29 protein-coding genes and 1 pseudogene are annotated in these 24098 nt (G+C 67.8%); 15 read left to right on the forward strand and 15 right to left on the reverse strand.

All coding sequences use genetic code 11. The annotated features are described in order from the left end of the window. Positions 1 to 30 precede the first annotated feature (30 nt). Both ITJ55_RS00480 and ITJ55_RS00485 read right to left on the reverse strand, forming a co-directional pair. Positions 31 to 717, reverse strand: a complete 687-nt coding sequence (locus ITJ55_RS00480) for a bifunctional 2-polyprenyl-6-hydroxyphenol methylase/3-demethylubiquinol 3-O-methyltransferase UbiG (protein WP_194593640.1) — start codon at positions 715 to 717, stop codon at positions 31 to 33. Beyond that, positions 714 to 1772, reverse strand: coding sequence for an NAD(P)/FAD-dependent oxidoreductase (locus ITJ55_RS00485; protein ID WP_194593641.1), 1059 nt, complete (start codon positions 1770 to 1772; stop codon positions 714 to 716). Before ITJ55_RS00485 ends, ITJ55_RS00480 begins: the two co-directional genes overlap by 4 nt. 80 nt (positions 1773 to 1852) lie before the next feature. Between ITJ55_RS00485 and ITJ55_RS00490 the strand changes: the two genes are divergently transcribed. Both ITJ55_RS00490 and ITJ55_RS00495 read left to right on the forward strand, forming a co-directional pair. Further along, positions 1853 to 2476: a helix-turn-helix domain-containing protein gene (locus ITJ55_RS00490; protein ID WP_194593642.1), complete on the forward strand. Its 624-nt coding sequence runs from the start codon at positions 1853 to 1855 to the stop codon at positions 2474 to 2476. 102 nt (positions 2477 to 2578) lie between these two features. Next, positions 2579 to 6142 (forward strand): TM0106 family RecB-like putative nuclease, encoded by a 3564-nt coding sequence (locus ITJ55_RS00495; RefSeq protein ID WP_194593643.1) that lies wholly within the window; start codon positions 2579 to 2581, stop codon positions 6140 to 6142. Between the two features lie 19 nt (positions 6143 to 6161). On the opposite strand, the gene map is transcribed toward ITJ55_RS00495, so the two are convergent. Continuing rightward, a complete protein-coding gene (gene map / locus ITJ55_RS00500) occupies positions 6162 to 6938 on the reverse strand; it encodes a type I methionyl aminopeptidase (RefSeq protein ID WP_194593644.1) in 777 nt (258 codons plus the stop codon). 80 nt (positions 6939 to 7018) lie between these two features. Between map and ITJ55_RS00505 the strand changes: the two genes are divergently transcribed. Beyond that, the gene (locus tag ITJ55_RS00505) at positions 7019 to 7312 is read left to right on the forward strand and encodes a helix-turn-helix transcriptional regulator (RefSeq protein ID WP_056258775.1); all 294 of its coding nucleotides are present in this window, start codon (positions 7019 to 7021) and stop codon (positions 7310 to 7312) included. A 91-nt stretch (positions 7313 to 7403) separates the two neighbouring features. Here the strand turns inward: ITJ55_RS00505 and tmk are convergent, their stop codons facing one another. Together tmk and ITJ55_RS00515 are read right to left on the reverse strand one after the other, a co-directional pair. Next, positions 7404 to 8060 carry a dTMP kinase gene (gene tmk, locus ITJ55_RS00510; protein ID WP_194593645.1) on the reverse strand — a complete coding sequence of 219 codons (657 nt, stop codon included), beginning with the start codon at positions 8058 to 8060 and terminating at the stop codon, positions 7404 to 7406. A 303-nt stretch (positions 8061 to 8363) separates the two neighbouring features. Further along, entirely contained in the window at positions 8364 to 8828 is a 465-nt protein-coding gene (locus ITJ55_RS00515; protein WP_194593646.1) for a DIP1984 family protein, read from the reverse strand. A gap of 197 nt (positions 8829 to 9025) precedes the next feature. Between ITJ55_RS00515 and ITJ55_RS00520 the strand changes: the two genes are divergently transcribed. The 3 genes from ITJ55_RS00520 to ITJ55_RS00530 all read left to right on the forward strand — a co-directional run bounded on the left by ITJ55_RS00520 (position 9026) and on the right by ITJ55_RS00530 (position 10916). Then, positions 9026 to 9601, forward strand: coding sequence for a recombinase family protein (locus ITJ55_RS00520; RefSeq protein ID WP_194593647.1), 576 nt, complete (start codon positions 9026 to 9028; stop codon positions 9599 to 9601). Between the two features lie 132 nt (positions 9602 to 9733). Beyond that, positions 9734 to 10042, forward strand: coding sequence for a hypothetical protein (locus tag ITJ55_RS00525; protein WP_156155572.1), 309 nt, complete (start codon positions 9734 to 9736; stop codon positions 10040 to 10042). Between the two features lie 49 nt (positions 10043 to 10091). After that, positions 10092 to 10916, forward strand: coding sequence for a CPBP family intramembrane glutamic endopeptidase (locus tag ITJ55_RS00530; protein WP_228497539.1), 825 nt, complete (start codon positions 10092 to 10094; stop codon positions 10914 to 10916). A gap of 234 nt (positions 10917 to 11150) precedes the next feature. Here ITJ55_RS00530 and ITJ55_RS00535 read toward each other — a convergent pair whose 3' ends face one another. Then, positions 11151 to 11492 (reverse strand): hypothetical protein, encoded by a 342-nt coding sequence (locus ITJ55_RS00535; protein ID WP_194593648.1) that lies wholly within the window; start codon positions 11490 to 11492, stop codon positions 11151 to 11153. Between the two features lie 489 nt (positions 11493 to 11981). Between ITJ55_RS00535 and ITJ55_RS00540 the strand changes: the two genes are divergently transcribed. The 3 genes from ITJ55_RS00540 to ITJ55_RS00550 all read left to right on the forward strand — a co-directional run bounded on the left by ITJ55_RS00540 (position 11982) and on the right by ITJ55_RS00550 (position 14846). Beyond that, complete coding sequence (locus ITJ55_RS00540; RefSeq protein WP_194593649.1) at positions 11982 to 13037, forward strand: hypothetical protein; 1056 nt, start codon at positions 11982 to 11984, stop codon at positions 13035 to 13037. 745 nt (positions 13038 to 13782) lie between these two features. Next, complete coding sequence (locus ITJ55_RS00545) at positions 13783 to 14256, forward strand: hypothetical protein (RefSeq protein WP_194593650.1); 474 nt, start codon at positions 13783 to 13785, stop codon at positions 14254 to 14256. A 53-nt stretch (positions 14257 to 14309) separates the two neighbouring features. Beyond that, positions 14310 to 14846 carry an RNA polymerase sigma factor gene (locus ITJ55_RS00550; protein ID WP_194593651.1) on the forward strand — a complete coding sequence of 179 codons (537 nt, stop codon included), beginning with the start codon at positions 14310 to 14312 and terminating at the stop codon, positions 14844 to 14846. A gap of 22 nt (positions 14847 to 14868) precedes the next feature. Here the strand turns inward: ITJ55_RS00550 and ITJ55_RS00555 are convergent, their stop codons facing one another. After that, positions 14869 to 15390 (reverse strand): hypothetical protein, encoded by a 522-nt coding sequence (locus ITJ55_RS00555; protein ID WP_194593652.1) that lies wholly within the window; start codon positions 15388 to 15390, stop codon positions 14869 to 14871. Positions 15391 to 15677: 287 nt separating this feature from the next. Here ITJ55_RS00555 and ITJ55_RS00560 point away from each other — a divergent pair, with 287 nt between their 5' ends. Together ITJ55_RS00560 and ITJ55_RS00565 are read left to right on the forward strand one after the other, a co-directional pair. After that, positions 15678 to 16250: a hypothetical protein gene (locus ITJ55_RS00560; protein ID WP_194593653.1), complete on the forward strand. Its 573-nt coding sequence runs from the start codon at positions 15678 to 15680 to the stop codon at positions 16248 to 16250. Positions 16251 to 16303: 53 nt separating this feature from the next. Then, on the forward strand, positions 16304 to 16789 hold the full coding sequence (locus tag ITJ55_RS00565) for an RNA polymerase sigma factor (protein ID WP_194593654.1): 486 nt from the start codon (positions 16304 to 16306) through the stop codon (positions 16787 to 16789). A 130-nt stretch (positions 16790 to 16919) separates the two neighbouring features. On the opposite strand, the gene ITJ55_RS00570 is transcribed toward ITJ55_RS00565, so the two are convergent. From ITJ55_RS00570 to ITJ55_RS00590, 5 genes are all read right to left on the reverse strand, one after another. Continuing rightward, the gene (locus tag ITJ55_RS00570; protein ID WP_194593655.1) at positions 16920 to 17288 is read right to left on the reverse strand and encodes a hypothetical protein; all 369 of its coding nucleotides are present in this window, start codon (positions 17286 to 17288) and stop codon (positions 16920 to 16922) included. Between the two features lie 30 nt (positions 17289 to 17318). After that, positions 17319 to 17867: a TlpA family protein disulfide reductase gene (locus ITJ55_RS00575; RefSeq protein WP_370543940.1), complete on the reverse strand. Its 549-nt coding sequence runs from the start codon at positions 17865 to 17867 to the stop codon at positions 17319 to 17321. 218 nt (positions 17868 to 18085) lie between these two features. After that, positions 18086 to 18340 carry a cold-shock protein gene (locus ITJ55_RS00580; RefSeq protein WP_194593657.1) on the reverse strand — a complete coding sequence of 85 codons (255 nt, stop codon included), beginning with the start codon at positions 18338 to 18340 and terminating at the stop codon, positions 18086 to 18088. Between the two features lie 130 nt (positions 18341 to 18470). Beyond that, complete coding sequence (locus ITJ55_RS00585; protein ID WP_194593658.1) at positions 18471 to 18755, reverse strand: hypothetical protein; 285 nt, start codon at positions 18753 to 18755, stop codon at positions 18471 to 18473. A gap of 575 nt (positions 18756 to 19330) precedes the next feature. Then, a complete protein-coding gene (locus ITJ55_RS00590; RefSeq protein ID WP_194593659.1) occupies positions 19331 to 19822 on the reverse strand; it encodes a hypothetical protein in 492 nt (163 codons plus the stop codon). A gap of 141 nt (positions 19823 to 19963) precedes the next feature. Between ITJ55_RS00590 and ITJ55_RS00595 the strand changes: the two genes are divergently transcribed. Continuing rightward, on the forward strand, positions 19964 to 20377 hold the full coding sequence (locus ITJ55_RS00595) for an SRPBCC family protein (RefSeq protein WP_194593660.1): 414 nt from the start codon (positions 19964 to 19966) through the stop codon (positions 20375 to 20377). 106 nt (positions 20378 to 20483) lie between these two features. Here the strand turns inward: ITJ55_RS00595 and ITJ55_RS00600 are convergent, their stop codons facing one another. Next, positions 20484 to 20960, reverse strand: coding sequence for a hypothetical protein (locus tag ITJ55_RS00600; RefSeq protein ID WP_194593661.1), 477 nt, complete (start codon positions 20958 to 20960; stop codon positions 20484 to 20486). A gap of 183 nt (positions 20961 to 21143) precedes the next feature. Here ITJ55_RS00600 and ITJ55_RS00605 point away from each other — a divergent pair, with 183 nt between their 5' ends. Then, a complete protein-coding gene (locus tag ITJ55_RS00605; protein WP_194593662.1) occupies positions 21144 to 21485 on the forward strand; it encodes an ASCH domain-containing protein in 342 nt (113 codons plus the stop codon). Positions 21486 to 21603: 118 nt separating this feature from the next. On the opposite strand, the gene ITJ55_RS00610 is transcribed toward ITJ55_RS00605, so the two are convergent. Continuing rightward, positions 21604 to 22020, reverse strand: coding sequence for a hypothetical protein (locus tag ITJ55_RS00610; protein WP_194593663.1), 417 nt, complete (start codon positions 22018 to 22020; stop codon positions 21604 to 21606). 13 nt (positions 22021 to 22033) lie between these two features. Beyond that, positions 22034 to 22609 (reverse strand): RNA polymerase sigma factor, encoded by a 576-nt coding sequence (locus tag ITJ55_RS00615; protein ID WP_370543941.1) that lies wholly within the window; start codon positions 22607 to 22609, stop codon positions 22034 to 22036. Between the two features lie 140 nt (positions 22610 to 22749). Here ITJ55_RS00615 and ITJ55_RS00620 point away from each other — a divergent pair, with 140 nt between their 5' ends. Next, positions 22750 to 23115, forward strand: coding sequence for a PadR family transcriptional regulator (locus tag ITJ55_RS00620; protein WP_194593665.1), 366 nt, complete (start codon positions 22750 to 22752; stop codon positions 23113 to 23115). Then, positions 23112 to 24098: pseudogene (locus ITJ55_RS00625) on the forward strand (hypothetical protein); the annotation flags it as partial. The gene ITJ55_RS00620 and the pseudogene ITJ55_RS00625, both read left to right, overlap by 4 nt.

A 24098-nucleotide genomic window follows, 5' to 3' on the forward strand; every position in this document is an offset into this window, starting at 1 on the left:
CGTCAGCGTGCTGCCGGGGCGGCGACGGGCTCAGTCGGCGCGGCGCGTGGCACGCACGACCACGTCGGCGACGTGCCAGACGTCGCCGTCGGGCCCCGTCATGTCGCGCGGTCGCACCTCGGCCACCTCGACCTGCCACGCGTCGGGCGACAGTCGCCCGACCACCTCGTCGACGGTGAAGAGCATGCCCGGGTCGCCGTGTCGGCCGGTCCCGCCCGGCAGGGCGTCGGCGTCGTGCCCGACGATCAGCAGCGTGCCGCCCGGTGCCACGCCCTCGGCCAGCGCCGGGAAGAGCCGCTCACGGTCGGCCGGCGGCAGGTGCATGAAGTGCGCCGTGACGAGGTCGAAGGCGGCGCGGGTCGGGCTCCACGTCGTGAGGTCCGCCTGCTGCCACGAGAGCTGCTCGGGGTCGACGTCCTCCCGCTCGCGGGCCGAGGCGGCCGCCTTGTCGAGGGCGTTCTGCGAGATGTCGACGCCGGTGACCCGCCAGCCCTCCGAGGCGAGCCAGAGGGCGTCGCCGCCCTCGCCGCTGCCCACGTCGAGGGCGTGCCCCGGGGTCAGCGCGGAGGCCTCCGCGACGAGGGCGGCGTTCGGGCGACCGCTCCAGGCCCGGCCGGGCGCACCGTAGCGGTCCTCCCAGTAGGCGCGGTCGAAGACGGGGTGGTCGTGGCCGCCGCCGTGCTCGTGCTGCCGATGCTGCTTGTCCCGCTCGCTCATGCGTCGATCCTCTCGTCGGTGCGTTCGTCCGTGCCGTCGTCGGGGCGTTCGTCCGTGCCCTCGTCGGTGCGCCGGGCGGCGACGGCCGCCCCGACCTCGGCCGTGATCAGGTCCATGTTGATCGCCGCGCCCGCCATCGTGCCTGCGGCGGCGGCCGCGACGACCTGCGCCATCGGCTCGGTGACGTTGCCGGCGAGCCAGACGCCGGGCACGGCCGACCGGCCGGTGAACGGCTCGACCGTGGCGAGGTGGGTGCCGACGCCGGCCGGGTGCTCGGTCGCCTCGAGCCCGAGGTCGGCCACGAAGCCGGCACGGGAGCGCACCCGGGCCATCACAGCCAGGGCGCCGACGGCGACGGTCCTGCCGTCGACGAGCGTCACGCCGGTCAGCGTGTCGTCCTCGACGCGCAGGCGGGCCACCGGTCCGTCGACCACCGTGACGCCCCGGGCGCGCAGCTGCTCGGCCTGCTCGTCGTCGGGCGCGAACGAGTCGTTCGTGAACAGCACGATGTCGCGGCTCCACTGCCCGAAGAGCAGGGCCTGGTGCATCGCGAAGGGGCTCGTGGCGAGCACGCCGATCACGCGGTCCTGCACCTCCCAGCCGTGGCAGTAGGGGCAGTGCACGACGTCGCGGCCCCAGCGCTCGGCGAGCCCGTCGACGGCGGGCAGCTCGTCGACGAGGCCGCTGGTCACGAGGAGGCGCCGGGCGCGCACCTCGCGGTCGTCGGCACCCGGGGTGGCGACGGTGACCACGAAGGGGTGCTCGGGGTCGTCGTCGCGGCGGACGCCGGTCACGGTGCCCGAGGTGACCGCGCCTCCGTAGCCCTCGACCTCGGCCCGGCCGAGCCGCGTGAGCTCGCGCGGCGCGACGCCGTCGCGGGTGAGGAACGCGTGGACGCCGTCGGCGGGCGCGTTGCGCGGACGGTCGTCGTCGACGACGAGGACGTCGCGGCGTGCTCGGACGAGGCTGAGGGCGCCGCTCAGGCCGGCTGCTCCGCCGCCGATCACGACGACGTCGTGAGCTCCGTCGATCGGGTGGGTGTTCTGGTTCGTCATGGTGTGACCTCCTGTGACGATCCTGCGACGCCAGGCGTCAGACTGGCAAGCTCGTTTGCCGAAGTGGCAAGATGTCCGACATGACCGATCCGACCGACGCCCCCCGCGGCGACACCACGAGCACCGACGACGTCCTGGCGGCGGTCGGCCCGCGCCTCCGGGCCCTGCGGGCGCGCCGCGGCGTGACCCTGGCCGAGCTGGGGGAGCGCACCGGCATCTCGGTCAGCACCCTCTCGCGGCTCGAGTCGGGCCAGCGCCGACCGACGCTCGAGCAGCTGCTGCCGCTCGCCCGCGAGCACGGGGTGCCGCTGGACGACCTGGTCGGCGCGCCCGAGACCGGTGACCCGCGCGTGCACCTCAAGCCGCGGCAGCAGCACGGCATGACCGTCGTGCCCCTCTCGCGCGGGGGCGGGGCGATCCAGGCGTTCAAGATGGTGATCCCGGCGGACTCGCCGCGCAGCGAACCCGTGCTGCGCACCCACGAGGGCTACGACTGGCTCTACGTGCTGCGGGGGCGGGTGCGGCTCGTGCTCGGCGACCTCGACCTCGTGCTGCCCGCGGGCGAGGCGGCCGAGTTCGACACGCGGACGCCGCACTGGTTCGGCCGGGCCGACGACCACGCGGTCGAGGTGCTCAGCCTGTTCGGCCGGCAGGGGGAGCGGCTGCACCTGCGCACCGCACCGGCGTCGCCGACCGCCGACTGACGACGCCGTCTCGGTTCGGCCGGTGAGGCGTCCCGGGGTGTCGGTGGCGCCTCCTAGGCTCGTGGCGGGTGTCCAGGCCGCGCCCCGACAGGAGGAGTCCGCGTGTACCTCGACGACGACCGGGTGGTCACCAGCCCGTCCGACCTGACGACCTGGGCCGCGTGCGAGTGGTCGTTCCTGCGGCGGCTCGACGCGAAGCTCGGCCGGGTCGAGGCCGTCGCCGACGCCTCCGACGACATGCTCGACCGCACGGCCCGGCTCGGCGACGCGCACGAGCTGCGCTACCTCGAGGCCTTGCGGGCGACCCGCGACGTCGTCGAGTTCGAGCGCCCGGCGCCCTCGGGCTACGCGGCGGCCGCCGAGGAGGCGCGGCGCGCGATGGCGTCCGGGGCCGACGTGCTCTTCCAGGCGACCTTCTTCGACGGCTCGTTCATCGGCTTCGACGACTTCGTGGTGCGCACCGACGCCGGCACCTACGAGGTCTACGACACCAAGCTGGCGCGGCACGCGAAGATCCCCGCCCTGTTGCAGGTGGCGGCGTACACCGACCAGATCCGGGCGCTCGGGCTGCCCTCGGCCGACACCGTCCGGCTCGTGCTCGGCGACGGCAGCGAGAGCGTGCACGATGTCGCCGACGTGCTGCCGGTCTACCGCGTCCAGCGCGACCGGTTGCGGGCCGCCCTCGACGACCGGCTCGCCGCCGACGGGCCGCTGGCCTGGGGCGACCCTGGCGTCACGGCCTGCGGGCGCTGCGCGGCGTGCCAGGCGCAGGTCGACGAGCACCGCGACCTGGTGCTGGTCGCGGGCCTGCGTGGCGAGCAACGTCAGCGGCTGAACCAGGCCGGCGTCGGCACGATCGACCAGCTGGCGGCGTCGACCGGCCCCGTCGCCGGCATCGGCGCGACGGCCCTCACCCGCCTGCGCGGCCAGGCCCGCGTGCAGCTCGCGACCGAGCGGGGGCAGGCGGGTGCGCCGGCCGTCGAGGTCGTCGACGCGGCGGCCCTGCGCACCATCCCTCGCCCCGACCCCGGCGACGTGTTCTTCGACTTCGAGGGCGACCCGCTCTACACCGAGGGCGACGGTCGGGCGTGGGGGCTCGACTACCTGTTCGGGCTGGTCGAGGCCGACGGCACGTTCCGCGCCTTCTGGGGTCACGACTTCGCGGGCGAGCGGCAGGCGCTGATCGACTTCCTCGACTACCTCGCCGAGCGGCGCCGACGGTTCCCCGACCTGCACGTGTACCACTACGCCTCGTACGAGCGCAGCCACCTGCTCTCGCTCGCCGCCCGGCACGGCGTGGGCGAGGACGCCGTCGACGACCTGCTGCGCGACGGCGTGCTCGTCGACCTCTACCCGGTCGTGCGGCAGGCGCTGCTCGTCGGCTCGCGCAGCTACTCCCTGAAGAAGCTCGAGCCCCTCTACATGGGTGACGACCTGAGACAGAGCGACGTCACGACGGCCGCCGCGAGCATCACGATGTACGTCGACGCGATCGCCGAACGCACCACGGGCGACCCCGCTCGCGGCGACCTCATGCTCGACGAGGTGCGCGACTACAACGAGTACGACTGCCGGTCGACCCTGCGGCTGCGCGACTGGCTGCTCGAGCTGGCCGACCGTCACGGCTCACCCGCCGACGACCCCGACGGGCCGACGGCGCCCGACCCGTTCGAGCTGGCCCGGGTGCCGCGCGAACCGAACCCGGTCGCCGTCGGCCTCGCGGTGCACGTGGCCGACGTCGACCCGCTCGACCGCACCCCCGACCAGACCGCGATCGCCCTCGCGGCGTCGGCCATCGACTACCACCGTCGCGAGGCCAAGACGTTCTGGCAAGAGCACTTCGACCGGCTGCGCAACCCCGTCGACGACTGGGCCGACACCCGCGACGTGTTCGTCGTCGAGACGGCCTCGGTCGAGCGCGAGTGGCAGAAGCTGCCCAGGGCCCGCAAGCTCAGCCGTGAGCTGCGGCTGCGCGGGCGGCTCGCCCCCGGCAGCCGCCTCACCGAAGGAGGCGCGCCCTACGCCGTCTACGACGCCCCCGTCCCGGCCGGGGTCGCCTCGCTCGGCCCGGGGCTGCGCGGTGCCGTCGGCTCGACCGTGGTCGAGGCCGGCCCGAACGGCGACCGCCACGAGGTCGTCCTGCTCGAACGCGTCACGGGCGACGACGACCGCCACGACGCCGTCCCCGTCGCGCTCACCCCCGCCGCGCCTCCCCGGGCCACCCCACAACCCGAGGCGATCGCCGAGTGGGGCGGGCGCGTGCTCGACGCCCTGCCCGAGATGTTGCCCGACCCGGCGTTCGACCTGCTGCGACGGCAGCCCCCGCGCCGGCGATCCGGCGGCGCGCCCGCAGCTGTCGTCGGGCACGACACCGTCTCGGCTGTCGTCGACACCCTGCTCGACCTCGACCGGTCGTACTTGGCGGTGCAGGGCCCGCCCGGCACGGGCAAGACCTACGTCGGCTCACGGGTGATCGCCCGGCTGGTGCGCGAGCACGGCTGGCGCGTCGGCGTCGTCGGGCAGTCGCACGCGGTCGTCGAGAACGTGCTGCGGGCGGCGATCTCGGCCGGGGTCGACCCCGAGCGGGTCGGCAAGGTGCCGAAGTCGGGCACGACCGCCGAGCAGGCCGACGAGCAGCCGTGGCGCGCCCTGAAGTCCGGCGGCGAGGCCGCGTTCCTGGCCGAGGCGGACGGCGGGGCGGGTGGTGCGGGCGACGAGGGTGCCGGTGCCGTCGGTGCCGGTGCCGGTGCCGGTGCCGGCGCCGTCGGGGGCGGGCAGGCCGTGGGTGCCGTCTTCGGGGCGACCGCCTGGGGGTTCGCGAACGCCGACAAGGTGGCCCGCGCCTCCCTCGACCTGCTGGTCGTCGACGAGGCCGGGCAGTTCTCGCTCGCCTCGACCGTCGCGGCCTCGGTCGCGGCGACCCGGTTGCTGTTGCTCGGCGACCCTCAGCAGCTGCCGCAGGTCAGCCAGGGCAGCCACCCCGAGCCCGTCGACGAGTCGGCCCTCGGTTGGCTGGCCGACGGCCACGACGTGCTGCCCGACCGGTACGGGTACTTCCTGTCGACGACCTGGCGCATGCACCCGGCGCTCTGTGCCCCGGTCAGCGAGCTGTCGTACGGCGGGGCGTTGACGGCCCACGCGTCCGACCGGCGGCTCGACGGCCTCACGCCCGGGCTGCACGTCGAGTCCGTGACGCACGTCGGCAACACCACCTCGTCGGTCGACGAGGCCCGCGCGGTGGTCGAGATCGTCCGCTCGGTGGTCGGCCTCGACTGGTCGGACGGCGACGGCACGAGGCCCCTGGCCCCGGCCGACGTGATCGTCGTCGCGCCCTACAACGCCCATGGGGCCGTGCTGCGCGACCACCTCGACGCCGCAGGGTTCGACGAGACCCCCGTCGGCACGGTCGACCTGTTCCAGGGGCAAGAGGCGGTCGTGGCCGTGGTGTCGCTGGCGGCGTCGAGTGCGGTGGACATCCCGCGCGGCCTCGACTTCTTGCTGATGCCGAACCGGCTCAACGTGGCGTTGTCGCGGGCGAAGTGGGCGGCGTTCCTGGTGCACTCGCCGCTGCTCGCGACGGGGTTGCCCACCTCGATCGCGGGGCTCGGCCTGCTCAGCGGATTCTTGCGGCTGACCGGCCAGGGGCAGCCGGTCGACCACCGCTGAGCGGCGGCTCGACGACGGGTCAGCGGGTCGGTCGTCGCGTGAGCACCTCGGCGCCGTCGTCGGTGATGGCGATCGTGTGCTCGCTGTGCGCGGTGCGGCAGCCGGTCACGCTGCGCAGCGTCCACCCGTCGGCGTCGGTGACCAGCTGGTCGGTGTCGGTCATCACCCAGGGCTCGAGCGCGAGCAGCAGGCCGGGCCGCAGCCGGTAGCCGCGGCCGGGGCGTCCGGTGTTCGAGACGTGCGGGTCCTGGTGCATGGTCGAGCCGATGCCGTGGCCGCCGAACTCGACGTTGATCGGGTAGCCCGCCTCCGACAGCACGCTGCCGATCGCGTGCGACAGGTCGCCGATGCGCGCCCCGGGGCCGGCGGCCGCGATGCCGGCCTCGAGGGCCCGCTCGGTGGTCTCGATCAGGCGGACGCTCTCGGGCGGGCGGGAGTCGCCCACGATGAAGCTCACGGCCGAGTCCGCCGCGACCCCGTCGAGCACGACGGCGAGGTCGAGCGTCAGCAGGTCGCCGTCGACGAGGCGGCGGTCGTGCGGCAGCCCGTGCAGGACGGCATCGTTCACGGCCGTGCAGACGTAGTGCCCGAAGGGGCCGCGCCCGAACGAGGGCGCATAGTCGACGTAGCACGAGACCGCGCCGGCCTCGTCGATCATGGTCTTCGTCCACGAGTCGACGTCGAGCAGGTTCGTGCCGACCGTCACCCGGTCGCGCAGCGTCTGCAAGATGGTGCCGACGAGCGCGCCGGTCGCCCGGGCCCGTTCGATCTCGGAGGGGTTCAAGATCTCGATCATGGGTGTCCTGCCGTTCTGGTGCCGAAGATCATCCCGGTAAAGGTATCCCACAAGGCGCCCCCTCGCACTACGCTCGGGGCATGGTCCGACTGCCGCTCACCCCCGCCGAGATCGAGCGCGGTCGCCGTCTCGGCGCCGTGCTGCGGCACGCCCGCGGCCCCCGGCCGATGCTGCAGGTCGCGCTCGACGCGGGGCTCTCACCCGAGACGCTGCGGAAGATCGAGACGGGCCGCGTGGCGACCCCGGCCTTCTCGACCATCGCGGCGATCGCCGCCGTGGTCGGCCTGTCGCTCGACGACGTCTGGGCCGAGATCACCCGCGACGGGGTCTCGGTCGCCGCACCCTCCGCGCTCGACGCGGCCCGCGCCTCCTGATCGGCAGCGCCGGTCGCCCTGTCGGCGCCGGTCGTCCCGTCAGGCAGGAGCGAGCCCGGGAGGCATGGCGTCAGCCCCGGGAGGCGCGGCGTCAGCCCCGCGGGCGAGCCAGCGACCCGAGGTCGAGCCGGCTCGACACCTCGCGCCAGACCTCGTCGGCCAGTTCGTCGCTCGAGCGGTCGGCGTCGATGGTGACGACGACCTCGTCGGCCCGCTCGATCGCCTCGGCGTAGCGTGCGCGCGCGGCTCGGAGGCGTTCGTCGACCTCGAACCGGTCGGTGGTCGTGCGTCCGCTGGCGAGGCGTTCGAGCGCGACCTCGGGTGAGACGTCGAGGTAGACGGTCAGGTCGGGCAGCATCAGTGAGGTGCTGATCGAGTTCGACGAGGCGATCCAGTCGCTGCCGACGTCGGACGCCTGGTAGGCCTGCGACGACAGGTGGTACCGGTCGCAGACGACCGTCGTGCCGCGCTCGACGATGCCGAGCATGCCGTCGTGGGCGTTGGTGATGTGGTCGAGGCGGTCGGCGACGAAGAGTGACGCGATGACGCGGTCGTCGAGGTCGACGCGTCGGTTGAAGCCGTTGCGGATCAGGGTGCCGACGGGGCCGTTGGTCGGCTCGGCCGTGTGGTGGACGGGCACGCCCGCGTCGCCGAGTCGTGCACCCAGCAGCCGGGCTTGCGTCGACTTGCCCGACCCGTCGATGCCCTCGAACACGATGAACGCCCCTCGGGCTGCCTGATCGGTCACCCGACGAGCCTACCGAGCGGCACGCTCGCCGCGAGACCGGCCGCGGCACTCGACGTGCCGGGCGCGGGCGCGCCGACGGCCGTGGCCCGAGGAGGCGCGGTGAGGTCCCCGATCCCGCCCTCGACGTCTCCGGTCAGCACACGGTGGTGATCAGTGCAGGGTGCGCGGTCACCGGTGATCGGTGCGGGGCTGAGTGGTGACGACGTGAGTCGTGGCGCTGCCCTCCGCGCCTGCAGTGACCGGATCGACCGCCGGCCTCGGCTCGTGCTCGCCCCGGTGACGTCTACCGACTCACCGCGCAGGTCAGTTCTGCAGCTCGGCCTCCCAGTTGGTCTTCTGGATCTCGACGTCGAGTTCGCGCAGCTCGCGGGCGACGACGTCGGCGCGGTCCCGCAGCTCGGCGACCGGGAGGGCCGAGAACATCCGCAGCTCGCTGCGCAGCTGTCGGTACCCGCCCGAGGCGCCGCGGGCAGCGTCGGAGGCGGTCACGAGCAGGGCGTGGGTGGCGCGCAGCGTCTCGCGGCGGGCCAGGGCCGCGGTCATCGTGTCACCGCCCGGCAGGGTCGTGCGGGCGTTGGTGAGGTTGATGCGCACGACGAGCGACTCGAGCGTGGCCAGGGTCTCGACGGCCTGTGCGAGCAGCTCGCCGGCGTCCTCGGTGGGCTCTTCGCCCTCTTGGTAGCGCGCGTTCGAGGTGACGCGGTCGCGCAGCTGGTCGACCCGGCGCTGGGCGTCGGACCGTTGCAGGAGTGCTTCGGCGAGCTTCATGCTGACAAAATCCTACGCAGGTCGGGTGAGCCGTGCGTCGTTGGTCTGTCAGGCGCCCGTTCGACGGTCGTTCATCGGGACACCTGCCCCGGCCGTTCTTGGTCGGCTGAGGCCAAGTAGCTCCTGGCCTGCGGATTCGCGTATGCCTGTCCCGCAAAAATGCCCGGTGACGGGGGTGCAAACGCTACAGTCGGCGCATGCTCATCGGATACGCGCGTGTGTCGACCTCTGGACAGGATCTCGCAGCACAACGTGACGGTCTTAAAGCACTCGGTGTTGACGATCAACGCGTTCATGTTGACCACGGCTTGTCGGGCACGACTCGAGCGCGGCCCGGCCTCCGAGAAGCATTGGCTGCGTGCCGCACCGGCGATGTCCTGGTCGTCACGAAGCTCGACCGTCTCGCCCGGTCGCTGCGAGACGCCACCGACATCGCCGACGAGTTAACGAAGAGGGGCGTCGCCTTGAACCTCGGGGGAGCGGTCTACGACCCCACCGACCCCGTCGGCAGGCTCTTGTTCAACGTCCTCGGCATGGTCGCCGAGTTCGAGGCCGACCTCATCCGCGCCCGTACCCGTGAAGGGATGGCGATCGCCAAGGCCGCCGGCAAGCTCCGCGGCCGCAAACCGAAGCTGACCGCTTCGCAGGAGAAGCATCTCGTGCAGCTGCACCGCACCGGCGAGCACACCACAAGCGAGATCGCCGAGCTGTTCGGGGTCGCGCGTTCGACTGTCTACCGGGCAATTCAGCGCGCCGACCAGGCGCCACTTTGAGGGCTTGCGCCAGCTGCTTTTCTGAAGAAGAGCGACGACGAAGATCGGGTCACGTACTCACGGCGGCCGCACTCTTCTTGCTGGCAGGGTTCACCCTGATAGCAGTGCGACGCCGACGGGCAGGCCACGACCATGAAGCCTGAGCAACCGGACAGCCCATCGCGACGGCGACGCATCTACGCAGGCGTTGCGGTGGGTTGCATCCTCAGCGTCGTCCTCGGGGCCGCCCTCGTTCGGGTAGCCCTGAACGCCCTGGACGCCAAGCCGTACGCCGGGGCGGCGACCGAGGACGCCTATCTCGTGGTCGCGATCGTCGCCCTTCTCATCTGGTGGGGAGGCACAGCGGCATGCATCGTCATCGGTCGCGTGCGTTTGCGCAGTTTGACCACGATCGGCACGCAGCGGAGCGCGCCTAAGGCGGACTCTCGCCCACCGACTTGAACTTGAATCTGTCTCGAGCCTGATGGTTAACTGAAAACCAATCGAGGGGATGATGATGGAAGACACTGCTGCACGATCAGGGTGGACGCGGTTCTGGGAACGGGGTCGTTGGTGGAAGGCGCTGATCCTCGCCGTCGGCTACCTCGCCATCTACGAACCGGCATCGCTCCTCATGGCACCCTTCGTGCCATTCATCGGCGACGCTGGATCAGCCAGCTATGTCCTCGTCCTTATCGTCGTCCCGGTCCTGATCGGCAGCCTCATCCTGATCGGCTTCGGTGCCAGCCTCGGCTGGCTGCGAGGCCTCTTCGCACGGCAGGACGTCCCCGGCCGAGGCTGGATGTGGATCGCCATCGCCGTCGTGCTGCTCTTCAACGTGTTGCGCTTCGCGAGCATCGACTACGACGCTGCAGGCTTCGACTGGGTCGCCGCGTGGCTCTTGGCAGGACTGGTTATCGGCTTCTCCGAAGAAGTGCTGACTCGTGGATACGTGGTACGCATCATGCGCTCGGCCGGCCGTTCCGAGATCGCCGTCGGGCTCGTCTCCGCTGCGTTGTTCTCGTTACTGCACGCGACCAACCTCTTCACCGGTCAGCCCTTCATCTCCACCATGCTGCAGATGCTCTACACATTCTTCTTCGGCCTCTGCATGTACCTCGCCCTCCGGGTGACGGGAACAATCATCGCTCCGATCCTGCTTCACGCGAGCACAGACCCGAGCATCTTCATGCAGGGTACATACCCCCTGCAGGGCGGCCTTGGGTCCCTGGCTCAGCTTGGCAACATCGTGGTCGTCCTCGTCGGCGTCGTGCTGCTCGTCGTCTTCCTCGTGACGGAGCGCCGTGCGGCACATCACGGGCAGCAGGTGGTCTAGCGGTCTACCTCGGTCGATCACCGATGGTGATGTGCCCAGCGACCTCATCCCGAAAGACGACTGTGTTCGCCGCAGATAACGTCATCACCGGATGTGGAGAGCAAGAGCGTGCAGTCGATCGCAGTGGCGTCTGGATCAACCCGCCGCTCGACCTCCTCGGTGCCCGATAGACGATCGGTCAGCGGTCGGGGCCCGAGGGGCCCGTCCAGCGGATCGTCCCTCCGGCTCAGGCCCCTAACAGAGAGAAGGGCAGGGGAGGCTGGCTGTGAGCACAAACATGCTCGCGTGGAAGGCCACAGCAGCAGCGCCAATCAGCCAGAGCGCCGGAACAAGTGCGCAGTGGCCACGTAGCATGCGGCGCCCAGAAAGAGCAGACGCCAGGAGCCACAGCGACAACTGCACGCCTACCAGAATTGGCCTAGCCCACAGGAAGACGTCGCCCATGATGTCGCGCCAGAGAACTGCGACGACGATGACGACCAAGGTCGCTGCGAAGCCGACGATCAGGACCGTGATCGCTCCCGCGTCGATCCTGGCTGAGAGTCGCGGCGGCGCCAGCGGCTCGGCGGTGCTCATGACCCGAGCCTAGGCGGCTCGTCAATGTCGCCGACAGCCCCGCAGAGCCTCGTAAGAAGATGCCCGATGCCCGATGCCCGATGCCCGATGGGCTCTCGAGACGGCTTGCTACTTGCCCCGCGACTGCCGAGCACGGTGCGCTCGGTAGCTGACGCCGTAAATAAGTGCCAGAGCCGCCGTCAGAACGGGCGGTACGACTAGGCCGAGCTGGTTCCACCACGAAACTCCACCGACGGAAACAAGCACGAAGACAGCGAGTATGAGCAAAAGCGCGGCCAACACTCCCCACACAACCGCCGCCTTGGCACACCTACTCGCCGGTCCGGGCTGCAGCCAAAAGCTCTCCTTGGGCACGTCATCAGGGTAGGCGCAGCGTCGGGCTGCCGCTAGGCACTGTCCGGCAGGGGATCGGCTGGCGGTCACGATTAGGGCCAAAACTGGGGGCGGCTGCTGCGACTCCGGTTCTGCCATCGTCCCTAGTCTTGCGGGATGGCTGATGAACCTTCCGCTGAGACGCTGGCTGCTGTGTCCGCTGAGTGGGACGCACGGTGGGCGCCTGCTGCGCCTGGAACGCGAGAGAGCTACTTGTTCGGCAGCGGGATCTCCCTGCTGTTCGACAGGCTTCCGACGTTGCACACTCATGCCGAGCAAGCCGTCGAGTACGCGGAGACGGTCTTCAGGTCCCTGAGTCTCCTTCGGGCCCTCAACGACACCGTGACGGACAAGCGCGTCTTCGCGTCGTCCTTCAGCTGGTCCAACGGCCCCGATCCCGTTGGGCGCGACAGCTGGATCGAGCGGTTCCTCCCCGCAACCCTGTGGCACTCGACGGTTGAGCGCTCATGGATGGCTGACCCGGATGCTCCTGACGAGCTTCCCGTGTACGAGCACACCTGGGTCACCGAGCTCAGCCTCGACGATCCGGCCCTGGCCGCGGCCGTGACTCTGGCTACCAAGGGGGAGGACCTCGTGGTCTACCCGAGAGACGCTTCGTGGGTTTTCACATCCGTGGAGGCGGGCGCTCATGTGCGAACGGACGGTGACAGGGCGTCCTTGCTCGTAAAGCAGTGCTCCGAATGGGTTGGAAAGGCCACCCACGAGCGCCCCAGCAAAGTGTCTCTTGACGATGTGCGTGGGTGGCAGATCGACTTCTCGTACCTCGACGAACGGACTGCCGGCCAGATCCTGGACCTGGCCGAGACTCAAGGGCTGCTGCCTTGGCCAGTCCAAGGGCACCTCGTCGATCCGCAGGACGAACTAATCGTGTCCTTATCGCGTGAACAAGGGCAGCGCCTACGCATCCTCACCTCCGACGAGCCGAACGTCGTCGTCGACGACTGGACGGGGTCTAGTCGTGAGATGACTCCGGCCATGGTGCGGGACGAGATGGAGGGCGGGCACACGTCACTAGGGGACCTTGACGAGTTCCTCGACGAGGTCGGTTACCGCCACCCTGCGGAAGCTCAGAACGGCCACCTGCCTCAACACTTCTGGAACCCTCGACACAACTACGACGGCATCGAGGGGTCTGCAGCAGAAGGCTCATGAACTGATCAGCAGTTCGCTCTCACGGTGCCCGATAGGGGATCCGTTGGTAGGGCAAGCTCCAAGCAGAGTCGTCTTTGCGGGACGAATAAGGTCCTCTCATGGCACCTGAGACTGAACCAAACAGCGGTGACGGTTCCCCAAAACTGGTGCCGCCTAAGCGCTGGATCTACACGTTCTCCGGTGGCCTGGGGCTGATGCTTGGCGGACCCGCCTTCGGGCTAGTCGGTGAGCTCCTAGGCGAACGATCTATGTGGGGTCCGGGTACTGGTCTTGGCGTAACAGGTGTGCTCGCTGCCGTCGTGGGCGGTCTCGGGCTCCTAGTCAATAAGCGACGGACGAAACATGGGGAACGGCTCTCGAAGGGCTGACGGAGCCCAACGGCGTCCCCACCGATCTGTGACGATGGCCCGGGTTACCGTGTCCCACTAGGCGATCGATCTTCGGTGACTTGATGCTGCCGGGCCGCGGCCTGCACTTGAAGGAACTACGAAAGAAGAAGAGCCGATTCACGACGTCACACTTTGGTGCTCACTGGGCATTACTTCTGTGACAGCGGAGAGCCCGCGGTCATCGGTTGGATCGGATCACCTTGCCCAAGCACAATGTTGACGAAATCCTCGCTGGGAGCCGCCCGGCGTTTACCACCTCAGTCGCTACGGAGGCGGCACTCGATGCTCTTGTGGCAGAGACTCGCGTTGCCGCTGGGAACCGGCGGCTTCCCCGGCGCCGAAAAGCACTCTGGCTCGTGCCCGGCAGCATTCTTGCCGTCGGAGCACTCACGGCCGGGGCGGTCGCCGTCGATGGGCTGACGCGAATCGAGACCCCGATCCCCGTCTCTTACGTCACCGACACTGGGGTCGCAGTCTCGTGCACTGCAACCATCGAGAGCTCGTACTTCTCGCCCAGGTTCACCGAAGTCTCCACTTACTACCGAAATGCCGACTTCACCACGAGCGGTCTCGGTCAGCGCATCTACGAATACGCCCTTGTTCTGGCTGGCGACAAGGCAGGCACCCCCGGCGATCTCCCCCAGTCAGTGCAGTCAACAGCGCAAATCCCGGGAATCGGAGATCAGCAGCCCCTCGAAGACGAATCGGCACTGTCCGTGTCCATGCTCGACTTCATCGTCATGGATGTATCCGACGAACTCGGCCTGCCCGCCGGCACCGTGAGTGGCTGGGCAGAGATCGATTCGGACTGCGACGGACAACTCCATTGACGGGAACGACGAAGCCTCACCCTCACAGAGGAGTAGGCGCAGATCTCGCTGACTTGTTCCGCAACGAGGCTAGAGGGCTGCTCGGGTTCTTCATACGACGTGACGTACCAGCCGATGACGCCGCGGATCTCGTCAGTGAAACGTTCCTCGCAGCCTGGCAATCGAGCACGACCCGCACAATTGAACCGGACATGCTTCGTGCCTGGCTGTTTGGCATCGCTCGCAAAAAACTCTCGCAACACCTACGAGGTCGAACCCGGCGGACCGCCTTGAGCGCACGCCTTCGGCTCACTCTGTCTGCCGATGCCCTCGAGCAACACGCCCTAACCGAGAACATGGAAAGAGACGCCTATGTACGAGCAGCCATTGAGCGTCTCCCAGAAATGGATCGGGAGATTATCTGCCTCGTCTACTGGGACGGTTTTACCCAGGAAGAGGTGGCCTTGATCGTAGGAAAGCGAGCCACAGCAGTTCGTGCCCGCCTTTCCCGGGCACGGAAGGTCCTCTACGAACAGCTCGTCGACAAGGGCCCGCACGACGTACCCGGCTCATTCCGCGAGCGTGTCATCGGCGCCACCGATGCCCGATAGACGATCCTGATGCGGGCGTCCGCTATTCGGACGCGTTCGTGCGGTAGGGCTTGTACCGTGTCGTTCGCCCCCACGTCTTCCACCCGGGAAGTGGGATGAGGATCGTCAGGCAACCGTCGTACCCGGTCTCGGTGACGATGGTCCCGTCAGTCAAGGTCACGTCGACCTTGGACCTCCCAAGTGCTGTGGTCTCGATGACGTTGCCGGCGGCAGCAGCACCTAGGAGTGCCTTGGCGAGGGCAAGGTCGCCGCTGTCATAGCCCAGTTCCCATCGACCGCCGATCCGGCCTAGCTCGATGACGATCCATTGTTCACAACTAACGTCCATGGGCAGGGCTGCTGCGTTGTGAGGCCTGACGTAGGCGGAGCGGATGGACGGTGCCTGGTCGTGGTCCACGCTGCCGTCGGGCTCAGTTCCCAAGTAGTCCTCGGTCGTGATCTCTGCGGTGTCGCCGACGATGTCGTGCAGGTACGGCAGTAGTTCCTGCATCGCCCGTGCCTGTTCCGAGAAGTCCGAGGCGTGGGCCTCTTCCTCGGAGCTCATGCGTCACCTTCTCACGGCTACGTTCCCGGTTGCAGCACGCCAGACTCCACCTCGGTGCAGAAAGCCGCCATTAGGAGTCCCAGTAGAGGATCGTTCACCGAGATCAGCTTCGGACTGACCTGTCGCGACGGCCGGAGCCTTGTAGCTGTGGGGGAGTGGCTGTCCTCCCCTGGTGGCCCTTCAACTATGCCGTTACTCACAGACTTGTGGTCCGCGAGATGCAACGCTCCGGAGGTGGCCGGCCATGTCTTCTGCAAACGCCTCATTTCCAGAACGGTGGCCCTTTCATGACGAACGCGAACCTCAACGAGATCCTGAGCAAGAGCCGTCCGGCGACCGCCGAGAACGATCCAGACCTCCTGGCCCTTATTGCCCCGATGTCTGCCGCTGCACGCACCGAGGCGAGGGAGGCGCCACGCAGAACGGCAAGGCTCCGTCGACCAGGACGGCCTCTGCTCGCAGTGGCGCTGGGAGGATCGCTGCTCCTCGGAGGTGGCGCCCTCGTCGAGAGTCTGCAGCCGGACTATGAAGCTCACGCCACAATCGCCTTCGCTCTCCCCGGCGACCCGTTCATCGACAACGGTGACAGCGCACCGACCAGGTGCCTGGCCGAAGTTCGCTTCGACGTCTCAGGCGGTACGGCAGCCCAGGACCTGGTGGAAGAGGCTGTCGAGGGCAGCGACTGGTCAGCGCTCGAATCCCGACTCGCAGCCCTCGTGCAAAGTGACCGGGGCGAGACCGACCTCAGCCAGAGTGTCGTGAAGACCCTCGACACCGGCATCCGCTCGACACTCGATCCCCAGCTCGTGGGCTCTGCTCGGTACGGCGGCGTCTCCCTGACCTGCGGGGTCACCGAGTGACCCCCGAACGGAGTGCCGCCTCGACGAGACAGACCGGAGACAGGCAAGCACGCGTGACCGCAGTGATCGAGACGACGTCGAGAGATCTGCTCGGTTACTTCTTGCGCAGGGTCCGCTCGGCGGAGGACGCAGCCGACCTCCTCGGGGAGACGCAGCTAGTCGTTTGGCGCCGCGTCGATCAGCTGCCCGGTGAGCCACTCGAGGCCCGCTTGTGGATGTTCGGCATCGCTCGCCGGGTTCTCTCCACGTACCGACGCGCCGGTGCCCGTCGGGTCGCCCTCGCCGACCGGCTCCGGCAGGAGATCGAAGTGCGCGGTCCTGTTGCTCAACCTGCAAGCGACGGAGAGGAGCTGCGTGCTCTGTTGCTCACGCTGAGCTACCTCGATCAGGAGATCATCCGCCTCGTGCACTGGGAGGGTTTCTCCCTTGCCGAAGTCGCGACCATCTTGGACAAGAGACCTGGCACGGTTCGGAGCCGTTACTCGCGCGCGCGCATGTCTCTTCGTCAAGCCATCGACGATCAGAGCGATGACGTCTGATTCCGACCCACAGATCATCCGGCCAAGGGCCCTGCTACCGCCCGATAGAGGAACGTCTGACGAGACACCAATGAGCACGTGTTCGGGCTCGGACCGTAGATGCTGCGCGCCGCGGGTCGATCTGCCGTGCTTAGAGCGGACCAGGCCCGAACCAGAGGGCCGGCAGAGAGGCAGTGAGCAATAGCGCAGCCACGCCTAGGCTCACGACTGCCAGAGATCGTCGTGCTTCGTGTCGTATCGAACCGGCGATCGAGAGGCCGATGGACGTGGCGGAGAGGATGCCGACGGGCACCCAGGCCGCGAGGAAGATCGGGTACAGGAACAGCCAGCCTTCGTTGTGCCAGAGAGCGACCGGGTCCCACATCGCGGCGTAGAGACCGGCGTAGGTGACGAGAGCGACGAGCGTCACGATGCTCGACGCGACCGCGAAGGGGCTGCCAGCCTGTGGGTCGTCGCGCGGTTCGTTCGCTTGGCCAGGCCATACCGGGGTGGTCGTCACGGTCGAAAGCTAGCAGCCCCGGAAGCGGGGTCAGCCGCCATGCGACGGCTCGGGCGTCGCGGCCGCGGTCTTGACGAGTGCTCGCAGGATCGATGGGTCGACGGACCCGAGGACTCGAGCGCTGACACGTCCCTCGGGGTCTAAGACGAAGGTCGCCGGGGTCGCATTGGGGGCCGTCTTGCCGGCGAATGCGAGCTGGATGCTTCCCGTCTTCGCGTCGATGGCGGTCGGGTACGTGACGGTGAATCGTCGCGTGAATGCGTTGGCAGTGTCGGGCTGGTCTTTGACGTTGACGCCCAGGAAAGCAGCATCGTCGGCTACTTCCTCGCTCACCGCTTGGAGGTCGGTCGCTTCCATTCGGCACGGGACGCACCCTGCGAACCAGAAATTGAAGACGGCGACCTTTCCCTGGTAGTCAGTCGCCGTGATCTTCGTGCCGTCACTGAGTTCCGAGTCGAACTCGATCGGGTCGCCGCGGTCCTCGGGGGCGATTTCGGTCACGAGCTGGTTGGCGGAGATGTATCCCTTGCCATCACCCCACTGCTGTTCGATCCCCGACGATGAGGTGCACCCCGCCACGGCTGCGCTGGTAGCCAAGAGGAGGGCCGAGGAAGTCAGAAGTCGACGTGGTCGCACGCGTGAGGATAACTCGGCCAACCCGAGCGTGAACATCGTGCGCTGGGGATGCAGCGCCCACGACTCCGCCAATTCGATTGCCGACCCGCGGGCAAGATAGGCGGTCGGGCGGGCGGGGTCACCGTGCGACTTGACTCGTCGGTCGGGCAGTCCTCCGCCGCCTACGTCTCGCTTCGGGGAGCGGGAACAATGTCGACGGCTGCCGGGCCGGTTCTGAAGGTGTGCACGCGAAAGCTCACGCGCTGCCCGGTGTGCAGCAGTGTGCGCTTCGGCAAAGTGAACAGCTTGTCGGCAAAGAGCTCCTGGCCGTTGCCGTCAGCGACGATAAATCCCCACCCCAGCTCACGGTTGAACCATCTCACGGTGCCCGCTTGATACTCGCCCTGAAACTGTCCCGAAGGTGCAGCGTCATCCATGTAGCGATTCTGGGGCATTGCCAGCTGGGAACGCGACCGATCCTTTGCCGCGACTCTCGGTAACGAGCGGTGTCCGATAGCCGATCGGCTAACGCCCTTTCCTCCTACGCCCGCGGCTCAGACGGCTATTTCACAGAGACCCGGACGCCTTGTCTCCGGCAACGTAGGTCTTCGCGTCCTTGCCGGCACCGCTCGTGAATTCGTCGCCTTCCGCAAATGACTCGATCTGCATGGTCTGAAGCAGACCGTCCGAGTCTCGCTGCCATTGGCGCCAGAGACCTTCGACGGGACGAGACTCGATGAATCCAGCCTCACTGAGGGTGCTCTCGAGCCTCTCAGTGACGTCTTCTCCCTCGACGAAATACTCAAGACTCGTAGGAGTGAAACCTCCACCGTGGGGGGCGATGAGAGCCACATGTCCTACCGAGCCGAGATCCAGATCAGCGGCAATGCTCAGATCCCCTTCGAAGCGCTCCTCAAAGGCGGCGTGCAGCCAGCGAGCACAAATGAGATGACCGTCACGAGCGTGAGGGTCTTGAGTTACCTCGCCACGAACCCTCCGTCCCGAATCGCGCCTGTTAGTTCAGGTTGGCGGACTTTCACCTCTAGAAACACCCCCATTCATCGCCAAGGTCTTCAGTGACCTGCCGAATGTTCTCATGCTTCTAGGCGTGGGACTGATCGTGATCGGCATCTACTTCAATGTTCGAGCCATGACTGAGATGCGACGCTAGAAACCGTTGCTTCACGAAACCGACCTAGAGGGGAACGCTCTGCGTCCCGATAGCCGATCGGCTAATAGGTACCCTGACTACCCTGCTTCTATGGGGATCATCTGGCAGGAAAAGGGTCTTCGGAACGCGCAGAGCCTTGTCCTGATCGGCTCGTTGATCGCTGCGGTCGTCGTGGCCGTCCTGCTCGTTCTCGTTGGTACTCCACGGTGGATTGCCATGCCTGCCGGGCTTCTCGTGTACCTCGTCTGCTGGCGTCTCACACTCCGAAGCGTCCGTCGCCGAGGGGACGCTGACCTCGATCGTCGTGCCCGATAGGGGATCGACATCCGTACCAACCGTCGGGGCCAGCGGCTTCGGAGAGGCGTGCGTGCTCAGCAGGATCGGTCAAGCGCCAACCGTAGGGAGCTGACTGCACGTAGCTGGCGCCGTTGCTCTCTATGCGTGCTCGCCCGTCCATGAGCCCGCTGATGAAGACTTCATCGTCGATCCAGATGAGGAGCTGCTGGAGCCAATCCTCGGCTTGTTCGGGGGGAGCGTAGAGCCAGTACTGGGGTTCGCCGCTGGAGGGGAGGGCGATGAGGAGTCGCGCGGACTGGCCGTCGCGCTGGGTGAGTTCGACATCGACGTGTCCTGGCGAGGTGCGGATGTCTCGCATCTCGTAGTCGAGGTACGACAGGTCCATCCCGGCAGACCGACTCTTGTGCTCGACTCTTCTCATCGCGGTCACGATCTCTGCATCGGTCAGCATGCGCTCAGCATGTCATCTCGCTTCGACGATCCGACGCGCTGGTCGATGTGGCGCGGTAAGAGAGGCAGGGACGCCGAAACCGGTGCCAGTTAGCCGACCGTCAGCCGGTGCGCTCGGCTTGGGGGCTGCTAGCTTCCGGGCATGACCTGGCCTGTCGTTCACATCTCGCGCTCGCTCGACCACGACGTCGCCGCCGTCTCCAGCGTCGCCGGGAATCCGGCGAATCTGCCCGCGTGGGCGGCCGGTCTCAGTAGCGGGATTCGCCAGGAGGACGGGCGGTGGATCACGGACTCGCCCATGGGTGTCGTCGAGGTGGCGTTCACGGGGCCGGTGGAGCTGGGGATACTCGACCACGACGTGACCGTTCCCGACGGATCTGTCGTGCGGAACTCCTTCCGCGTCGTGGCCAACGACCAGGGCACCGAGGCCATCTTCACTCTCTTCCGCCGGGACGGAATGTCTGAGGCGGACTTCCAGTCCGACGCTGACGCCGTACGCAGTGATCTAGACCGGCTCGCAGTACTGCTCGACAAGTGCCTTCTTCGCACCCGATAGGGGAATCCCTCACCGAGATCGGTTTCGGACTGACCCATGGACACAGCTGGCGTCCCGTAGCTGCGGGGGAGGGGCCAACGGCCGGCGGTGGCCAGTGACCGATCGGCTACCGACCGGACGGCGCCTCTCGCCGTGCCAGGCGCCGCAAGGTCGACGCCGCCGCGAGGCTGGCACCCGACGCGGCGACGAGGCCGATGATTGCACCGGAAAGAGGGTCGTCGAGGAGTAAGCCCGTGGCTGGGCCTGCTGAGATGCCGACAATCGTTGCTGTGGCCGCCGCCGCACACGCCTGGCTTCTCGATCTGCCCCAGCGGTGACGCTGCCGCCACAGCAACGCGCTGACGAGTCCGGCGACTGCCCCGACGAGGGCGAAGACCACGGCAGCAGGCACTGCGTAGACGAGCGAGATGACGACCCATCCAGCGATTCCGGCGCCGTCGAGTCCGGCGAAGGCACCCCAAGCGACCATCCACACGATGGGGAGCAGCAGCGCGCAGCCGGCGCCGACCGCCGCCCCCGTTCCGACCAGGACGCGCACATCCGATCGCGGCGAGCGCACGGAACGCTCCACGGCAATGCTCATCAGGCCTCCTCTTTCCCATGAGGCTAGGGCTTGCACCCGGGCATGGGCATCCCCCCGACCCGGTGCCTCGACACTTCTGGGAAGACGAGCTGTGCAGCACGGTGAGCGGCCCCGAGGCGGGGAGTCTGCGTCGGTGTCCAACAGAGGATCGGTGGGCGGACGATTCTGCGGCAGGCTGGTCCGGTGACTGACGAAGCTCGGCATGTGGTCCATTTCCATCGAAAGCACTACGACGCGATCATCGCTGGCCGGAAGGTGACCACTGTCCGCTGGGGCGAGTCGGTCCGTGTCGGAGCGGCGACGTTCGCGTTCGATGAACACCCGACTGCGCAGCCGATCGCCGGGCAGGTCGTCGCGGTCCGGCAGTACCGCCTCGACGAGCTGACTGCGGAGCAGGCACACGAGCCCCCAGGAACGGACATGACGCTCTTCGCAGCGCAACTGCGCGAGAACTACTACCCGGACATGCCAGGCGATGCGGTCGTCGACGTCGCTGAGCTGAGTCTCGTCGAGCCGTACCGGTAGGGAATCGTCACCTCGACACGATGTCCAGCTCTCGGTTCACAGATGATTTTCGACGGGCAGCCGCCGATCGGCGCGAGGCGTCGACCCGAGAGCTCTTGCTCGAGGGTTGCTTCGGGGACTACCGGAGTCCGATGACGTCCATCACGTCGACGCTGTTCGCCCGAGCGACGTCGGCGCGGCATCGGTCGATGTCGTCCGCGAAGCGAAGTTGCTCGTAGCCGTTCACTGAGAAGTGAATGCTGTCCGCGGCGTGGTCGAGACCGTCGGACGGGGCCAGCCACACATTCCAGCCTGCGGTCTTGAGGCATGAGGACACGGCTGAGATGTACGGTGCGGCACCGTTGACTTCACCCTTGGTCTGCGGCGGGAGCAGCGTCGATGCGGCTGCAACGCTCGTAACGCCGAGCACCACGACGCCCGCAGCTATCCCACCGCGGTGGAGGCGCTGCTGACCGCGTAGTTTGCGCGAGAGGGAGTGCTCGATTCGACCTGCGGCGGCATCGAGGTCGGTGTCAGACCAGTTCGTGTTCGTCATGTTCGCCCTGCTTTCAGTTCTCGTACTGCGTGCCGGTGGTGGCTGTGCGGAAGGAGCGCAACCGGCCTCGGATGCGCTGGACACGTTTGCGTGTTGCGGGAGGTGTCAGGCCGAGTGCCGCTGAGGCTTCGTCGTAAGAGAGGCCTTCGATGAAGCAGAGCCGAACAAGGTCCCGGTCCTCCTGCGGGAGACCATCGAGGGCCTCTCGTAGGTGGGCGAGTTCCTCCGCTGCTGCGCGACGGTCCTGACCGCGTTCCCACTGGTGGAGGTGGTTCACGGTGTCGAGGTCGCCGGCCTCTTGGCGGATGGCCCGGCGGTTGGTCGCGACTGCGATGTGGCGCGTCGTCACGAGCAGCCACGGCAGCAGGGAACGCTCCGGGTCGAGGTCCCTGCGGCGGCGCCAGGCCACGAGCAGGACCTCTTGGGCGACGTCTTCGACGCTGCCACGATCAGTCACCACCGAAGCTGCGTACCGTAGGACGCTCCTGACGTGCAGACGGGTCAGTGCCTCGAAGGCGTCGATGTCCCCGCCGCGCGCGCGAGCCACCAAGTCGTTCTCGGTCTCGCCTGATGTCGATCGTCGCTTCACTGGTCGCCCTCATTTCCGCTCTCAGTAGTGAAGTGTCAGGCGTGGCCGTTCTGTGACCTTGCAGGATAAATCTCATTGCCTTACGCGTTGGCTAGAACATAGCCGCTTGAATATTCTGATCAGTTGAATATAGTGGGTGCATGACCCAATCAGAGATGCGCGAGCCGACGATGCTCGTCCTGACTTCACTCGCCGGCGGGCGGAAGCACGGCTACGCACTGATCGCCGATGCGGCAGAACTCTCCGGCGGCAGAGTCCGACTCAAGGTCGGCACTCTTTACGCCGCACTCGACCGGCTCGTGGAGCAGGGGCTCGTCGTAGTGGCTGGTGATGAAGTGGTCGACGGGAGGAACCGCCGATACTTCGAGGTCACCGCCGAGGGCATCGACGAACTCAGGGCCACGGCCAGCCGTCTGGAGGCGAACGCCGCGGCGGCCCGCGCGCGGATCTCGGAATGGCGGCCGCAAGGTATCGCTGGCCAGGTGCAGTTCGGAGGTGCCTCGTGAGCGTCGTCGGCGCGGATCTTCAGCGCTTGGAGCAGCGATATCGACGGCAGCTCCGGTGGTATCCCGGGCGTTGGCGCCGAGAGAACGAGGACGCCATGGTGGGGACACTGCTCGACGTGGCGGAGGAGGAAGGGCGCGAGCGCCCTCGCCGGGCAGAGATGCTCGACCTAGCTGCCCACGGGCTCGGCGCCCGCCTCTCCGCCGTGTTCCCGGCCACTTCCCGGGACCAGGCTGCGAGTTTCGCTCTCGCAACCGGAGTGGCATGGTCCCTGGTCTACTTCATCGTCCAGGACTGGATGCCCTGGAACCCTGGGGCTCACGTCTTCGCGCTCGACCCGTTCGGCCCGTTCAACAGCGCCGGTGTCCTGGTCACGGCGCTGTGGGTCCTGGCTGGGGTGCTTGTGCTCGCCAGGCGCGGCACGGCCGCCAGGTTCAGCACTCTGGGGGCGTCTGCACTTGCCATCGTCCTGATGGTCGTGCAGACGCCGTCCTCACCCGAATACGTCGTGGTTTACCCGAGCCCTGACCGGGTGACGTTCGTCCTGCTCGCAGGTCTCGGCCTCATCGCTGCCGTGGGCACGCCACGCCGAGAGTGGACGGCCGCTGCGTCGGCGACAGGCTGGTTCGCCGCTCTGTCCGGCGCGTTGCTCATCATGAACCAGCTCGACAGGGTCTCCGTTCCGCTGGCTGCCGGGCGACCAGGTTGGTACGACTTCTTCAACCGCTACCTCTGGGCCGGCGGCCTTCTGGCCCCCGGTGTGGTGGGCATCTTGATCGTGGTTGCCTTGTCCGCCGCCGTTGCCTTCCGAGTCACCGGGCACCGCTTCGGAGGAACGCTCGTCCTGTCGACCGTGCCCTGGGCAGCCAGCGTCTTGGTCAACTGGGCGAATTACCTCGGAGGTGACCCCTCGGCCGTTGTCATGGCTGTGTTCATGGTTGTGGTGTGGATTGCTCTGTCGATTGCGGCCCTCACGTTGCGACCC

This window comes from Frigoribacterium sp. VKM Ac-1396, assembly GCF_015350895.1.
In the GTDB taxonomy this organism is placed as follows: Bacteria; Actinomycetota; Actinomycetes; order Actinomycetales; family Microbacteriaceae; genus Frigoribacterium.